Genomic DNA, 15,919 nt, shown 5'->3' with positions numbered 1-15,919 from the left:
TACGGCTCGGACCGCACACTTATGCCGTCCGCATGTTCGGTCCAGCCGTTGGCGTCGCCGTCGCTTGCAGGCTCGAGGTGCTGGGGTAGGCAATGCGGCCGTGGTAGATGCCCAGCAGCGTCTTGACCAGCGCGCGTTCGATCCGCTCCAAGTCACGCATCGTCAGGTCGCACTCGTCCAATTGGCCGTCCAGCAGGCGCTTCATCGTTAACTCGTGCACGAGCATTTCCACGCGGTTGTGGTTTGGCTCGCTCATTGCCCGGGTGGCGCTTTCCACGGCGTCGGAGATCATCACAATCGCGACTTCCTTGCTGCGCGGCTTGGGACCGGGGTAGCGGTACTGCGTCTCGCTGATGGCAGGCTGGTCGCCGTCCTTTTGCGTGCAGGCGCGATGGTAAAAGTATTCGACCAGCGTCGTGCCGTGATGCTGCTGGATGAACGGCAGCACGCTGGCGGGCAGGTTGTATTCACGGGCCAGTTCGATGCCGTCCTTCACGTGGCCGATGATGATCAGCAGGCTCACCGATGGCGACAGGTTCAGGTGGCGGTTCTCACCGCCCGACTGGTTCTCCACAAAGTAGTCGGCCTTGTTGATCTTACCGACGTCGTGGTAGTACGCGGCGACGCGGCAGAGCAGCGAGTTGCCACCGATTGCTTCGGCGGCGGCTTCGGCGAGCGTGGCGACGTTCAGGCTGTGGCTGTAGGTGCCGGGGGCTTCCACTGCCAGGCGACGCAGCAGGGGGTGGCTGGCGTCGGCCAGTTCCAGCAGCGTCATGCTCGTGGTAATGCGGAACGTCCGTTCGATGAACGGCAGGATGCCCAGCACGATGAACCCGACCGCCAGACCCGCTGCGCCCGTGTACAGGCAGTTGTAGGCCACGAACCGCAGCGGGTCCATGTTCAGCGCGCCCGCGGCGGCGGTGGCGGCGATCATGGCGCAGGCGGTGGCGCCACCAACCTCGATCAGCTTCCCACGGTTACGCACGTCGGTGAGCATCAGGCAACTGGTGACGACGCCGGTCTCCAGGATCAGGAAGAACTCAATGCCCTGATCCAAGCCGAACGTAATCAGCATGCCCAGCATCGACGCCACGCCCAACGCGAAACGGCGGTCGTAGGCGAGCGTGAGGATCATGGCCGCCAGGATCGCGGGCGCCGTGCCGAACAGGTAAACCTGCCCACTGCCGATGCCCGCCAGCTGCGCGAGTAGCAGCATCGCGCTCAGCAGTCCGGCGATGCCCAAGGCCCGTGCGTAGTTGCGTACGACGCGAGGCTGGAAGATCGCCACGTAAGCCGACAGCATCACCGTCAGCAGCAAGACGAACCCAACCGTCCCGAGTTGTGCGAAGACCGCCCGCCGGTCACCGAGGCTGGCGATGAAGTGGCGGTTCTCATCCCGCAGCAACTGCCAGTCCTTCGGTTCAATCACGCCCTTGTCGCGGGCGACCAGGATGGTGTTGGCGGGGTACCGCACGTCGCCGGCGGTGCTGGGGACGTTGCGCTCGGCCTCGTTGCGTCGCTCGTTGGTCGCCACCTCGTCCAGCACGTGTGTGGGCTTCAGCAGGGCAGCGGTGAGAATCGCAATCTTCGACTCAAGGTCCAACCGGAAGAACATGTTGGCCTTTTTGGTGGCCAGGCTGATGAACTCGGGGTCCTCGACCGTATACGTCCAACCGGGCTCAACGAGGCCGATCGTTTCAAGGGCAATTCTCCGGCTGGCCAGCGCGTCCTGCTTGCGACTGGCGCTGTCGAGCACGATCAATGGAATGACGCGTCCGACGTGCGTGTCGGGGTGATTGGCCAGCTCGCGCGTGTAATCCTCGACGCTCTTCTCGTACTGCCGGCGGCGCTCCTTCGTGTTGATCTGCCGGAGCGCCGTGATCGAACCGGGGTCCAACGCCTCGCGCAACGGTTGCGGCAGGGCGGCAACGGAGTCGCCATCCACCCGATCGGGCAGCGACATCAGCATTTCCTGCAGCGGCGTCCAGACGTCGCCGTTCGACCGGTAGACGCTCGGCGTGGCCTCGCGGGCCTCGCGGCGTTTCTGTGCAAGCACGTCAGGATCGGAAAACGTGAAGTCGACCCGGCTGACGATGTCGTAAGGCACCGCCTGCCCTGGGCGCCACTGCACCACGTCCCGCCGCAGCGTCATGATCGCCGACGCCACAATCAGGAAGACGATCGCCACCGCTACCGTGGGCAGCGCGCCTTGTTCGCGCAGCACGGTGATGAACGTGCGGTCGGCGTCCGGCCGCTTGTTGCGGATCTCGGCCCGGCGGGAGGGGGTTTTGCTGGAGGACCAGAACATAAATGTAAGAACCGATCAGACGCTCCGGCCCCTCTCCCGGTACTCCGGGAGAGGCTGGGTGAGGTTGATTCGTAACGACGAGAACCGTCAGCAGTCCGAAATCACCCTCACCCTAACCCTCTCCCGTACCGGGGGAGGGGATAGTTTCTACGCCGCGCTAATGGCTCTCCTGCCTTTCGTACGCATTGACGATGTTCTGCACGAGACGATGGCGGACGATGTCGGACTTGTCCAGTTCCACGCGGGCGATGCCCTTGATGCCGCGTAGCTTGTCGAGCGCGTCGGCCAGGCCGCTGCGCGTGCCGTCGGGTAAGTCGACCTGGCTGGCGTCGCCGGTGACGATCATCCGGCTGTCGTGACCCAGGCGTGTCAGGAACATCAGCATTTGGCTGGCTGTGGTGTTCTGGGCCTCGTCCAGGATGATGACGCTGTCGTTGAGCGTACGGCCACGCATGAACGCGAGCGGCACGACCTCGATCACGTCGTTCATCATGAAACGCTTGACCTGCTCGGCGTCCATCATGTCGTGCAGCGCGTCGAACAGGGGGCGCAGGTACGGGTTGACCTTGGCCTGCAAGTCGCCCGGCAGGAAGCCGAGCCGTTCACCCGCCTCGACGGCAGGGCGGACCAGCACGATGCGCTTGCACTTGCCCTGCTTCAGGAACGACGCCGCCACCGCGACCGCGAGATAAGTTTTGCCCGTGCCCGCGGGGCCGGTGCAGATCGTCAGGTCGTGATTGAGGACGGCCTCGATGTACTTGCGCTGGCCCTCGGTCTTGGGCTTTACGCCGCGGCCTTTGGCGTAGACGTCGATCTCGTCGGCGGTGCGTTCGCGCTCGGCGTCGTGGGCACGGCTGATGGCGGTGCCGACGTCCTCGGGGGTCAGCCAGTCCTGCCGGCGCAGCTTGCGCTGCATCTGGTCGAGGACCGCTGCGGCACGGGAGACCTGGTCGGAGTCACCGGAAAGACGCAGCTCGTCGTTGCGGTTCACCACCTGCACGCCGAACGTATCGCGGATCAACCGCAGGTACTTGTCGGCCGAGCCGAAGAGGGCGAGCTTCTTGTCAGGTTGTTCTAACGTAATGCTGAGGTTCACGGGTGTTTATCTGCCAGTTCGAATTCGAAACATACGCGCCACAAATCGAACCTGATCCTACGCCTGTCCATCGTTGCGACAGGGCCAGCGATTAAGCGATATTGTGGTCGCACGAAAGAAATTTGTCGAGAGCGGATCGGCCGGGCGACAGGGGATTTCAACGATGGCCGCAGGTTCATCTGTGGCAGACGGTTACGGCGAGCCCATCCACAGACTTGGGGAACGGGGTGGGGTAAATCATGTGGGAATGATCATGCGAAATGGTAGGCAGGCACGTCGAAAGAATCACGTGGGCAAGGTGGCGTGATTGCAATGGCAAATTTGCGAACGATCGTGATGGCTTTTGCGTCGCTACCGCTTGCGGTATCGCAGACCCGACGGCCCCCGACCGAAACCGCAATCGATAGCAGGTACAAATTATATGATCGAAGTCGCTCATATTGACGCGCGGTCGATCGGCGCTACACTGAAGGCATGCCGCGTCGCGTTGCGCTCTTTATCACGTGCCTGACCGATCAGTTCTACCCTCACGTCGGCGTCGCGGTGACGAAGATCCTCGAGCGGTTCGACTGCGAGGTCGTCTTTCCGAAATCGCAGACCTGCTGTGGCCAACCCTTCTTCAACAACGGTTTCCACCCCGAGGCGGCCGAGCTCGCGCGGAAGTTTGTCAGCACGTTCGAAGAGTACGACTACATCGTCTCGCCCAGCGGGTCGTGCTGCGCGATGGTGCGCGAGCAGTACGAGCAACTGCTGACGGACGACCCCGCCTACAGCCACGCCATGCACAAGGTGGCGGGCAAGACGTACGAGTTCGTCGAGTTCCTGAACAAGGTGCTGAAGGTCGACCTGTCGGACCTGAAGCTGCCCACGGCTGAGGCCGTCACGTATCACTACACGTGCCACTTGCGCGGCATTGGCGTGAAGGACGAGGGCGTCCGCATGCTGCGGCAGATGGGGAACGTCGACTTCCGCCCGCTGGAACGCACCGACCAGTGCTGCGGCTTCGGTGGGACGTTCGCGGTGAAGTACCCGGCCATCAGTGGGGCGATCGTGCAGGACAAAATCGACTGCATCAACAAGAGCGGCGCCGCGACCGTCGTCTGCAACGACGCCGGCTGCTCGATGAACATCGCCGGCATGTGCCACCGCACCGGCAGCAACGCCCGCGTGCGCCACTTCGCCGAGCTGATGGCCGACGCGATGGGGATCGACATGACGGCGTTCTAGGGCTTCACGTTAAGCGCTGTTTTTCGGGTCGCGCAGGTACGTAAAGTCTGTCATCCCGAACGGGAGCGGTAGCGACCTGAGGGATCTCGAAGTGTCGGTAATCCTCTGCTGTGCCGATCCCTCAGGTCGCTACCGCTCCCGTTCGGGATGACATCTTGGGTATCCGGGCGTATCCGAGCGCGTTCCGTTGACCCGCCCCCACATCAATTCGGTCGCATTCCATCGCGGGCGCGCGTATCGTGATGCATCATGCGTTCACTCCTGCTCGCGCCGCTGGTGTTGCTGGTGCCGTTGATCGTCGCGATGACCTGGTCCGGGTCGGCGACGGAACGGCCGGCGGACTTCACGTTCGTCAATCGCGATGACATCAACACGCTCGATCCGAAGGGCATGTCGTGGATGCAGGACATCCGCGTGGGCTACGCGCTGTGGGAAGGGTTGTACCAGCTTGATCCGGTGACGCTGAAGGCGGTGCCGGGCGTGGCCGAGACCATCGACGTGTCGCCCGACAAGAAGCAGTGGACCTTTCACTTCCGGCCGGACGCGAAGTGGAACAACGGCGACCCGGTGACTCCGCGCGATTTCGTGTTTGCGTGGAAGCGCATGCTGGACGATCCCGGCGATTACTCGTACCTGCTGCGCGTGATCAAGAACGCCGGCCCGTACAGTGATGCAATCGTTGGCGGACAAACGGCCGACTTCGACGACGTGGGGATCAAAGTCATCGATGACCGTACCCTGCGGGTGACGCTTGAACGGCCCGTCGTTTACTTTGCCGATCTGTGCGCGTTCCCACCGATGTTCCCCTTGCACGAAGCCTCGATGAAGCGGCACGTCCGGCGCGATACGGGCAGCGGGGGCGTGACACGGTACGACCCCAAGTTCACGCGCGACCTGCCGCTGGTGACCAACGGCCCGTTCATGCTGACGAAGTGGGAGTTCAAGAAGCGACTGAGGATGGAGAAGAGCGTCCACTACTGGGATCACGCCAACGTGAAGAGCGACGTGATCGAGCAGGTGAGCGCCTCTATGCACCCGGCGTTCCTGATGTACGAGACGGGCGGCGTTGATTGGGTGGCGGAGGTTACCGGTGACATCGCCTCCGAGCTGCGCGAGAAGGTGTTGAAGGGCGAGCGCAACGACCTTCGCGTCTTCCCGAGCTTCGGCACCTACTTCTACTCGTTCAACTGCAACGCGAAGTTCGCCGACGGCAAGCCCAACCCGCTGGCCGACCCGCGCGTGCGCCGGGCGCTGAGCATGGCGGTGGACAAGCGCATCATCGTCGACAACGTCACCCGCATGGGCGAGCAACCGGCCGACACGTACATCCCGCGCGGCGCGTTCGCCGACTACAACAGCCCCGACGGCCCGCCGTTTGACGTCGCCGGTGCCCGCAAGCTGCTGGCCGAGGCGGGCTACCCTGATGGCCGAGGATTTCCGGCGCTGTCGATCCTGTTCAACTCCGGCATGCAGCACGGCGACATCGCCCAAAGCGTCGTGAACCAGTGGAAGGCCAACCTCGGCATCAGCATTTCGCTGGAAGGCGTGGAGATCAAGGTCTTCCGCCAGCGGCTGCACAACAAGGACTACTCGATCGCCCGGGCCAGCTGGTTCGGCGACTACAACGACCCGTCGACCTTCACCGACAAGTACCGCAGCGTCGCCGAGAACAACGACGCGGCCTGGATCAACCCCGCCTATGACGCCCTCTGCGACGCCGCCGCCAACGAAACGGACCCTGCCATTCGCATGCGTCACTTCGAGAAGGCCGAACGGCTGCTGCTGGACGAGGCCCCGATCCTGCCAATGTACTACTACGTCAATTCTTATCTGCACCGCGACAACGTGAAGGGGATCCCGCAGAACGTGCGGAACATGGTGAGTTTTAAGTCGTTTTACGTGGAGCGGTAGGGACGGAAAGGTCTACGTCGTCTCTTCCCATAGCGTTAACAGCCCCCTGAAGTTACGCTGTCGCGCGATGTTTGAATGGTTTCAAAAGCTCGTGAAGCCCTCGCCCGCGAAGGACCTGCTTGGCGATCGCGGGGAGAACATTGCGGCGCGGGTGTTGCGCAACAAGGGGTACACGATCATCGTGCGCAACTTCCGCTGCGAGATGGGCGAGATTGACATCATCGCGCGCGACGGCACGACGCTCGTCTTCGTCGAGGTGAAGACGCGCACCGACGATTCCCAGGCCGCCCCCGAAGACCAGGTGAATGGCCACAAGCAGAACCAGGTGACCAAGGCCGCCAAGTTCTACCTGACCCGCTACGGCGTGCCGCAACCCCCGGCGCGGTTCGACGTGGTGGCGATCGTCTGGCCTACCGGTCGCGAACCGCAGGTGAACCACATCGAAAACGCGTTCGGGCCGACGTTTTAGGCAGCGGTGAACGCGAGTGGCTTTGCTTTACGGTGGCATGGGCGTCCCGCCCATGCCTGTGGACTGAAATTAGAAGCAGAGTTTCAGGCAAACCGCGCCGGCCGAGCGGTACCCAATAAACAGAATCGTCCGGCCTCACCGCATGCATGGGCGGGACGCCCATGCCGCGGTTCGGAGCACGGAGATCTCCTTTGATCGACACCCATTGTCATCTGACCGACGAGCGGCTTTCGTCTCAACTGGACGACGTGCTGTCTCGCGCCGAGCGTAATGGCGTACGTAAGATGGTCTCTGTCGCTACGAACCTCGAAGACTCCCGCGCGTCGATCGCGCTGTGCCAGAAGCTCGACAACGTCCGTTGCTCGGTCGGCATCCATCCCAACTACGTCGCCGAGTCTCAGGAAGCGGATGTCGCGGCGTTGGAGCCGTTGCTGAGCGATCCCGCCGTCGTGGCGATAGGGGAGATGGGCATGGATTACTTCCACGGCTCGCCGCGCGACCGCCAGCGGTGGTTTTTCATCGAACAACTGCGGATCGCCCAGCGAGCCCAACGGCCGGTCATCATCCATTGCCGCGAGGCCGTCGACGACACGCTCGCCATCATGGCCGACTTCCAGTTGCTGCGGGCAGTCTTCCACTGCTTCACGGGTACCGAGGCTGAGGCGAAGCGGATCGCCGATGCCGGGTATTGGCTGGGCTATACCGGCGTCATCACGTTCAAAAAGTCCGACGAGCAACGTCGGGCCGTGCTGGCGACGCCGCTCGAGCGGCTGCTGGTGGAAACCGATGCCCCGTACCTGTCGCCGGAACCGTTCCGCGGTCAGAAGGTGAATGAGCCGTCGTTGGTGGTACACACCGCGCGGCGCGTGGCGGAGCTGAAGGGGCTGGATTACGCGGAATTGGATGCGGCCGTGACGCGGAATGCGGAAACGTTTTACGACTGGCGGTAGGGCTCTTACCCCTCTCCCGGTACTCCGGGAGAGGCTGGGTGAGGGTGATTTCGAATGCGGAACGACGACCCAGATGGCGAGGCAGCTCTAAGTGTCATCCCGAGCCGCGCCTAAAGGCTAGTGGACGAAACTCAGCCCAAAGCGCTACCTGTCATCCCGAGGGGAGCGGTAGCGACCCGAGGGATCTCCCAAGGCCCGCACCGTCAGTCAGTCGAGATCCCTCAGGTCGCCTTCGGCTCCCATCGGGATGACAACGGTGAATAGTCACGCAAGAGGATTTTATCCGCTAGCTTTAAGGCGACTGGAGGGATCTCGGTTGGCCGAGAATCGCTGGAACGAACGAGATCCTCAGGTCGCTTCCGCTCTCTTTGAGATGACAGCTTGTCCGAACGGCGTGGTCAGCCTATCCGGAAATCACCCTCACCTAGCCTCTCCCGGAGTACCGGGAGAGGGACCGGAGCGGATCATCAGCCAACCACAGGTTACGCGCTAATCCGGATCGATTGTTCCATCCGCTCGTTGGGCGCGGGGATGTCCATTCCAGCGGCCTTGGCGCCGGCCTTCTGCTTGCCGAGCTGTTCGAGCAGCATCGCCCAGGTCTCGCGCTGGTACTTCAGCAGCTCGATCACCTCATCCAACGGCTCAACGGTGTGTTCCGTGTTGGCCTCGATCAGCTTCTTGTAGGCGTACGTGTACAGCCCGCGCAGGCGGTCGCACAGTTCCGGGGACACGTCGCGCTTCAGGCTGCAGGTCAGCTCGGTCAAGATGCGCTGCACCCGGCCGATCGAGTTGTAGCTCTGCTCGAACTGCTTGGCGATCAGTGCGGCTCGACCTTGCTCGGCGAAGCGCACCGCGCCGTCGTACAGCATCAGCTGCAGCTGCTCGGGGGTGGCCGTCATCACGCGGGTCTTAAGGTATTGCTGTTGGGCCGCTTGTGGGTTCATGCAGGGTGACCTGTTCTTGCCGTCTCAACCGAAGTATCGGCCAAGCGCTGCGGCCAGATTGAGCCCGAAGCCGCTGCGCACGTTCTAGGACGTGGCCGGCGCGTACGAGATGGGCTGATAGCTGTTGATCGCCTGCTGCTGGCCCTGCATCTTCGACAGCACCGATTCCATGTCGGCAAACTGCTTCTGCAGGCGGGCGCGCTTCTGTTCCAGCATCTTGTCGAGCGACTCGATGCGCGACTTGAACCCTTCGATCTTCGAATCCAGGTTCTTGTTCGTCTGCGTGATCAGGCCGCTCACCGGGTCGGTCAGCCGCGTGAGCGCGCCCTCGATCAGGTAACCGAACCCCCGGCCGACCGTGGTGGTGGTGTTCTGGAAGATGGTCGCGCCGGTCACCGTGGTCACGCCGCCCACGGTGGTGGGGGTGCCACCGTCGTAGGTGGTGCCGTTGGGCACGACCGGACCGTTGATGGAAGTGGTGGTCGTGGTCGTTCCGCCGGTGACGACGTAGTTGATGACGGTGCCGTCGGCCCCCACGCCGTTGGTCAGGATGCCACCGGTGGTAGTCTTGGTGACGGTCGTGCGATCGACGGCCGTGAAGAGCTTCTCGACGCCTGTCGCGTCGTCGGCGTACGCCTTCCGGAACTTGTCCTCGTCGAACTCCAGCGCCGCGCCTTCGCCGATGGTGATGCCCACGTCCGCCAACGTGCGGAATTGGCCGGCGCCGGTGACGACCTGGTTCATAGAGGCATAGATTGCGGTTTCCACGCCCTGCACGCTCGAATCGCCCATCAGCAGACCGCGCGTGTTGGTCTCGGTGTCGAACTTCGTCAGCACGTCGATCCCAGCCACGATCTCGTTGAACCCGTCGACGTACTTCTGCACCGTCTCCACCAAACTGTCGGCCGACCGCGTAACGTTCAGCGAGACCACGCTGTCGCTGGCCGAGTGCAAGTCAATGTTCACGCCCGGCAGCACACCCGACAACTGGTTGCTCGATCCGGTCACCAGCAGCGGCTCCGTGTTGGCCGACCCACCGACGAACACGGCCGCATCCTGGGCGTCCACGATCTTCCGCGTGCCGAGGTTGGTCGTGCCGGCGTCGAAGACCACGCGGCCGTTCATGCCGGAGTTGAACGCGGTCAGCGACAGGCGGTAGGGGGATGCACCCGAACCGTCGTTGATGACGTTGGCCGATAGACCGTACGCGAGTTCGGTGAACTTCTTGGTCACTTCCGTCAGCGTATCGGTCGCGGTGATGGCGATCGTCTTCTCGTACGAGCCGTCGATCGTCGTGGCACTGGCCTGGCCGCGAATGTTGAGGTTGGCGGCCATGGTGCCGCTTTGGTCTTCGACCTTCAGTTTGTTAGCGCCACCGGCCGAGTCCGTCAGCAGCAGGCCGTCGCCGTTGGCGTTCAGGCCGGCGGTGATGCCGATGGCGGCCGTCTTGTCGTTGATCGCCTTCATCACCTGCCCCAGGGTGGTGTAGCCAGCGATCGACAGGTCGACCGCCGCCACATTGCCGCTGGAACTGGTGAACTTCATGATGCCCGGCGTCACGCCCTTGCCACCGTTCAGGCCGGCCAGCAGCGAGTTCTCGTTCACCCATTGCCGCTGAAGGTTCTTGCCCACAGCCGTCGGCGTGGTGTTGTTGAACGTGCCGTTGAGGCCCAACGCCGTCGCGGTGCTGAGGGTCGTGTCTTCGATGATGAGGTCGCCCGTGCCACCCGAGGCGTCGGTAATCTGGATGCCGTTGCCGGAGTCCTTCACGGTTGCCTTCACAGCGAACCCGCTCGCGGTGGTCGAGTTGATCTTGTCCAGCACGCCCTGCAGCGTCTTGATGCCACCGAGGTCGATCGTGGCTGCGGTGCCGGAACGGTCGGTGATCTTCAACTGCCCCAACTCCAGCCCCGTACCGCCGTTCAGCGTCTTCAGCAGCACGGTGTTCAGCCCACCCAGAATCGGCTTGCCGTCGATCGCGCTGCCGCCCGATCCCACCAGCCCCAAATCGGCGGCGGCGTTGGAGCCATTGGCGGCGGCGATGGAGAACGTGCCGCCGCCCGCGGTGGTGTCGGTGGCCTTTAAGCCGTCACCGTCGGCGTTAATCGTCAGCTTGACCTTGCCACCGGTCGCCGAGTCAAACTCGTTGACGATGTCGCCCACCGTCTTGGCGTTGGCGAGGTTGACGGAATACGTGTTGCCGTCGCGCGTGGTGAGGGTGATGTCATCGGCATTGGCAGATGCCTTGCGAATGCCCAGCCCGTCGTTCAGCTTCGCCAGCGCGGTCGTGGTGCTGATCGAGTTGATGTCGGTCCCAGTCAACGTGCCACTGGCGATGCCGGCGGCGGTCGTGGCGATGCCCAGGCCGGCGGCGGTGGTGGTGTTGCCCTGGTCCTGCACGATCAGGTTTTGCGATGAAGAGCCGGTGCCGTCGGTCAGCTTCAGGCGGTCACCGTCGATGGTGGCCTTCACGCGGATGTCGGTCGAGGAGTTGATCTTCCGCACGACGTCGTCGAGCGTGACGGCCGCCGACGCGTCGATCACCGTGCTGGCGCCGCTGCGGTCGGTAATACGGAAGGTGCCCCTGCTCACGCCCGCCCCACCGTTCAGGTCGGCCAGCAGGGTCTGGGTATTCACCTCACCGCCACCCATTTCCACGGTCAGGTTGCCGGCGCCCACGCGCTGCGTCTTGAAGTCGGAGAAGCCGGTGGAGACCGACTGCTGGGCCGTCACTAACCGCGCGACGCGGAACTGGTACGAGCCCAGCGTCGCGCCGTTGCTGGCGGTGGCCGATAGCACGCTATCGTTGCTGCTGGTGGCCGACGCCGCGTTAAACGTGCTGGGTCGTTGGAGCGATAGCGACTGGTCGCGAATGCCCTTGACGGCCGTCAGTAGCGTGTCGTAGGCCTTTTTTTGGTTGTTGGTGGTGCTGACGCGGGTTTCGAGCTTCTTCTTCGACTGCGACTCGAGCGCAATGAGCTGATCGATGATCGCCTTGGAATCGATCCCGCTCACCAGCCCGACGCTGCTCGTTACCCTGCCCATATCACGTCACCTTGCGGTTGATCGTCACACGACCCCGTATTAATCGTCCAGAACGCCACCGCGCAATAGCGCCGTCCAGTCGGGCGATTCGTCGACATGATCGGCGCCCTCACGGTCCGGTTCGGCGGAACGTTCTGCATCGTCCGAGAAATCCACCCGGACGGACTTGTCCATAATGCAATCCAGGGCCGCCATGGCCAGAAATCGCTCGTGCGCCTGTCGAACCAACCGTAAACGCGCTGCGGTGCTGAACATCATCGTTTGCTCCGTGCCTCCACTCATGCGACTGTTATCGGAACTTTGATGAGCGCGTCGTTAGGGAAATGAAGCGGTGGGCAGTGGTCAGCTGATACGGGCAGTGAAGGCCAAAAATGGGGATCTGGGCTGTGGCGGACGGTTGATGAACATTCAATCCATAACAGCCATCTCTTACTGCTCGCTAACCACTGGCCACCACCCACTTCTTCCCCATGCCGCTTTGACCTTTAACGGCTGAATTCATACCCTCTTAACAGCATGAACCACGCCGCCCATCAGAAGTGCATTAACCCGGCCTGCGGAGCGACCTACGACGTGGGCGAGACGAAGGTGGCCTGCACGGCGTGCGGCAGCCTGCTCGACATCCTGTACGACTGGTCCAAACTGCCCGTGCCGAAGTCGCTGAGCCACTTCGAGGGCCGTTGGGCGACCAAGGGGACCGACGCGGCCGGGCGGGCCGACTTCTCGGGCGTGTGGCGGTTCCGCGAGCTGTTGCCGTTCTATCGGGACGAATCGGAAATCGTGACGATCGGTGAGGGCCGCACGCAACTGCAGGACGCCCGCCTGCTGGCCCGCGAAATGGGCATGAAACCGGGCAACCTGCTACTGCAGTACGAGGGTTTGAACCCCAGCGGCAGCTTTAAGGACAACGGCATGACGGCGGCCTTCACCCACGCCAAAATGGTGGGGGCCAAGAAGGTGGCGTGCGCGTCCACGGGCAACACGAGCGCGTCGCTGGCGATGTTCGCATCCTTGAGCGAGATGACCGGCATCGTCTTCATCGGCAGCGGGAAGATCAGCTTCGGCAAGCTGTCGCAGGCGCTCGATTACGGCGCGCTCACGCTACAGATACAAGGCGATTTCGATGCCTGCCTGCGGCGCGTACGGCAGATCGCGGTCGACGTGCCTGCCATGGGCATTTACCTGATGAACAGCGTCAACCCCTTCCGCCTGGAGGGCCAGAAGTCGATCATGTATCGCATTCTGGAAGCCCGCGACTGGAACCCGCCGGATTGGATCATCGTGCCCGGCGGCAACCTGGGCAATTGCAGCGCGTTCGGCAAAGCGTTCGCGGAACTGAAGGAACTGGGCCTGATTAAGAAAATCCCCCGGCTGGCGGTCATCAGCGCCGCGGGAGCCAACACGTTCCACGTGCTGGTGAACGAGCACGGCTTGAAGTGGAACGCCGGCCACGTGAACCGCGACACGATCGGCAAGCACTATGCGGCGCTGGACGAAGCGAACTACCACCCCGACACCGTCGCCAGCGCGATCGAGATCAGCCGGCCGGTGAACCTGCCCAAGGCCCTGCGGGCGCTGGAGACGATGAACGGCGTCGTCCGCCAGGCCGACGACGAGCAGATTCTGGAACACCGCGCCCTCGTCGCCCGCTACGGCTTCGGCTGCGAGCCCGCCAGCGGCGCCAGCGTCGCCGGCCTGCGGCAGTTGCTGGATGAAGGCGTGATCGGCAAAGACGAAAGCGTCGTCTGCATCCTGACCGGCCACGAACTGAAAGACCCCAACGCCACCGTGAAGTACCACACGGGTCTGGACATGAAGAGCGTTCAGGACCTGGCCCCCAAGACCGAACCGCACGGCCGGCTAAGCAACCGCCCGATCGCCGTGGCGGATGATCTGGCGAGCATCGTTGTGGCGATGGGCGGGGACGCGAAGCTGGTTGAAGGAATAGAATTGAAGGCGGTGAAGTCGGGGTTGCCGGTGGCGGAGTACTAATGGGGCCTCCGTCATTCGTTTCGCGCCAAGATCGCCAAGTAGCCAAGGACGCCAAGGAAGACAGTGGAGGATTGCGGATGGCGTTCGACGATGAGCCGACTCCTTACAACGATCTGGTCGAACCGCCTGCCGAACTGGACGAACTGGCTCGGACGGTGATCGGGGCGGCGATCGAGGTGCATCGAAGGCTCGGGCCCGGTTTGACTGAAGATGCGTACGAATGCGCGATGGCCGTCGAGTTGACGTTGCGTCGCGTGCCGTTCGTGCGGCAGAAATGGGTAGACATCGTCTACAAAGACGTTGTTGTCGCCAAGGGTCGTATTGATCTCCTCGTCGGCGACCGCTTGATCGTCGAGATCAAGTCCGTGGAAGCATTGCTCCCCGTCCATCGCATGCAGGTCGTCACCTACATGAACATGATCGGGGAACCCCTAGCTCTGCTGATCAACTTCAACGTACCCCTCTTAAAAGAAGGCATCCGTCGCGTGATCGCTCGCAAACCAAACTAGATCTTCTTGGCGCTCTTGGCCCCTTGGCGACTTTGGCGCGCGACGGATGCAGAACCACGATAGAGAGACACGACACATGACCACCATTGCCATCACCGGAGCCGCGGGCCGTATGGGCCAGCGGTTGATTGCCCTCGGAAAACAGTCGGGCGACTTCGACGTCGTCGCGGCGATTGATCGTGGTGACAGCCCGAGCATCGATCGGGACGCCGGTGAGATTGCGGGCGTCGGGAAGATCGGCGTGCCGATCACCAGCGACCTGCGGGCGACGCCGCAAGTGATGATCGACTTCACTGCGCCGGCGGCGACGCGGCACTGGTTGAAGACGTGCCGGGACCGCGGCATCGCGCTCGTCATCGGCACGACGGGCCTGCAGGCGAGCGACCACGCGATCATCGATCAGGCGGCCGCCGATATCGCGGTGCTGCAGGCGCCGAACATGAGCCTTGGCGTCAACCTGCTGTTCAAGGTGGCGGCGCAGGTCGCCAAGATGCTCGGCGACGACTACGACATCGAGATCGTCGAAGGCCATCACCGCTTCAAGAAGGACGCCCCCAGCGGCACCGCGATGGGGTTGGCCGAGGCCATCCTCGCTTCGACGGGTAAGACGAAGGACGCGTTGATCTACGATCGCCACGGTGATGAAGCCGTGCGCAACCGCGGCGAGATCGGCATGCACGCGCTGCGCATCGGGGATGAGGTGGGGCGGCACACTGCGTACTTCGCGGCGCTTGGTGAACGGCTGGAACTGACGCACGTCGCCACCAACCGCGACACGTTCGCGCACGGCGCGTTGCGGGCCGCCAAGTGGCTGGCCGACAAGAAGCCGGGCCGCTACACCGTCGCCGACGTGCTGGGGCTGTAGGCGCGAAACGCGCCGCTGGTCATTGCATGGCGGAATGCGCTCAACATCGCCATTAGCATTGCGCGCCAGGTGACGTTCGGTTGAGCCTCGCGCGCTTGAACGACCGTGGGGGGATTCATCGGGCTGACGCTCATCAAGGATTGCATCAGTTCAAGCGACGGCGATATCGTGCCGACCACTCTGCCGACACGCTCGTTATCGTCGGTTGCTCGCCGCTTCACGTGGTAGTTGATCCGCTTTTCCAGTTCGGTCACGTCGACCGTCGCCTTCACCCAATAGTCGTTGGCGCCCGCCTGCATCGCCTCCTGGCGCGTTAGCGGATCCGTGATGGCGGTCATCATGATCACGGGGGTCATGGCGGTGTCCTGGCTGCGGCGCAGCGTGCGCAGCACGTCCATCCCGCTCAGGACCGGCATCATGATGTCTAGGATGATCAGGTCGACCGAACTGCGTTTGAGAAAGGCGATCGCGTCGTTGCCGGAGTTGATCGCGAACGCCTCGTGCCCGAGATGTTTGACGAGCAGGCTCATCACGCGACAGGTCTCGAGGTGATCGTCGACGATGAGAATTCGCGCCATGGACGTGGATGGTGGACTGATCTGA

At 63.1% G+C, this 15,919-nt stretch carries 13 protein-coding genes; 7 read left to right on the top strand and 6 right to left on the bottom strand.

Features of this window, described 5'->3' with window-relative positions:
- Positions 1 to 19 precede the first annotated feature (19 nt).
- Both VGN72_22070 and VGN72_22065 read right to left on the bottom strand, forming a co-directional pair.
- Positions 20 to 2,308 carry an HDIG domain-containing protein gene (locus VGN72_22070; GenBank protein ID HEV7302039.1) on the bottom strand — a complete coding sequence of 763 codons (2,289 nt, stop codon included), beginning with the start codon at positions 2,306 to 2,308 and terminating at the stop codon, positions 20 to 22.
- 157 nt (positions 2,309 to 2,465) lie between these two features.
- A complete protein-coding gene (locus VGN72_22065) occupies positions 2,466 to 3,404 on the bottom strand; it encodes a PhoH family protein (protein ID HEV7302038.1) in 939 nt (312 codons plus the stop codon).
- Between the two features lie 474 nt (positions 3,405 to 3,878).
- Between VGN72_22065 and VGN72_22060 the strand changes: the two genes are divergently transcribed.
- The 4 genes from VGN72_22060 (at position 3,879) to VGN72_22045 (ending at position 7,961) form a co-directional block, all read left to right on the top strand.
- Entirely contained in the window at positions 3,879 to 4,631 is a 753-nt protein-coding gene (locus tag VGN72_22060; GenBank protein HEV7302037.1) for a (Fe-S)-binding protein, read from the top strand.
- A 249-nt stretch (positions 4,632 to 4,880) separates the two neighbouring features.
- Complete coding sequence (locus VGN72_22055; GenBank protein ID HEV7302036.1) at positions 4,881 to 6,542, top strand: peptide ABC transporter substrate-binding protein; 1,662 nt, start codon at positions 4,881 to 4,883, stop codon at positions 6,540 to 6,542.
- A gap of 67 nt (positions 6,543 to 6,609) precedes the next feature.
- Positions 6,610 to 7,011 carry a YraN family protein gene (locus tag VGN72_22050; GenBank protein HEV7302035.1) on the top strand — a complete coding sequence of 134 codons (402 nt, stop codon included), beginning with the start codon at positions 6,610 to 6,612 and terminating at the stop codon, positions 7,009 to 7,011.
- Between the two features lie 191 nt (positions 7,012 to 7,202).
- Entirely contained in the window at positions 7,203 to 7,961 is a 759-nt protein-coding gene (locus VGN72_22045; protein HEV7302034.1) for a TatD family hydrolase, read from the top strand.
- 482 nt (positions 7,962 to 8,443) lie between these two features.
- Here VGN72_22045 and fliS read toward each other — a convergent pair whose 3' ends face one another.
- The 3 genes from fliS to VGN72_22030 all read right to left on the bottom strand — a co-directional run bounded on the left by fliS (position 8,444) and on the right by VGN72_22030 (position 12,208).
- Complete coding sequence (fliS, locus tag VGN72_22040) at positions 8,444 to 8,905, bottom strand: flagellar export chaperone FliS (protein ID HEV7302033.1); 462 nt, start codon at positions 8,903 to 8,905, stop codon at positions 8,444 to 8,446.
- A gap of 84 nt (positions 8,906 to 8,989) precedes the next feature.
- Positions 8,990 to 11,950 carry a flagellar filament capping protein FliD gene (gene fliD, locus VGN72_22035; GenBank protein ID HEV7302032.1) on the bottom strand — a complete coding sequence of 987 codons (2,961 nt, stop codon included), beginning with the start codon at positions 11,948 to 11,950 and terminating at the stop codon, positions 8,990 to 8,992.
- Positions 11,951 to 11,989: 39 nt separating this feature from the next.
- On the bottom strand, positions 11,990 to 12,208 hold the full coding sequence (locus VGN72_22030) for a hypothetical protein (protein ID HEV7302031.1): 219 nt from the start codon (positions 12,206 to 12,208) through the stop codon (positions 11,990 to 11,992).
- Positions 12,209 to 12,466: 258 nt separating this feature from the next.
- Between VGN72_22030 and thrC the strand changes: the two genes are divergently transcribed.
- The 3 genes from thrC (at position 12,467) to dapB (ending at position 15,316) form a co-directional block, all read left to right on the top strand.
- Entirely contained in the window at positions 12,467 to 13,942 is a 1,476-nt protein-coding gene (gene thrC, locus VGN72_22025) for a threonine synthase (protein ID HEV7302030.1), read from the top strand.
- Positions 13,943 to 14,019: 77 nt separating this feature from the next.
- Positions 14,020 to 14,451 carry a GxxExxY protein gene (locus VGN72_22020; protein HEV7302029.1) on the top strand — a complete coding sequence of 144 codons (432 nt, stop codon included), beginning with the start codon at positions 14,020 to 14,022 and terminating at the stop codon, positions 14,449 to 14,451.
- A gap of 76 nt (positions 14,452 to 14,527) precedes the next feature.
- Entirely contained in the window at positions 14,528 to 15,316 is a 789-nt protein-coding gene (dapB, locus tag VGN72_22015; GenBank protein ID HEV7302028.1) for a 4-hydroxy-tetrahydrodipicolinate reductase, read from the top strand.
- Here the strand turns inward: dapB and VGN72_22010 are convergent.
- Entirely contained in the window at positions 15,286 to 15,894 is a 609-nt protein-coding gene (locus VGN72_22010) for a response regulator (protein HEV7302027.1), read from the bottom strand. The two genes, dapB and VGN72_22010, sit on opposite strands and share 31 nt — an antisense overlap.
- Positions 15,895 to 15,919: the final 25 nt, after the last annotated feature.

The organism is Tepidisphaeraceae bacterium (genome assembly GCA_035998445.1).
GTDB lineage: Bacteria > Planctomycetota > Phycisphaerae > Tepidisphaerales > Tepidisphaeraceae > DASYHQ01.
This window is presented reverse-complemented; position numbering and strand designations above follow the sequence as displayed.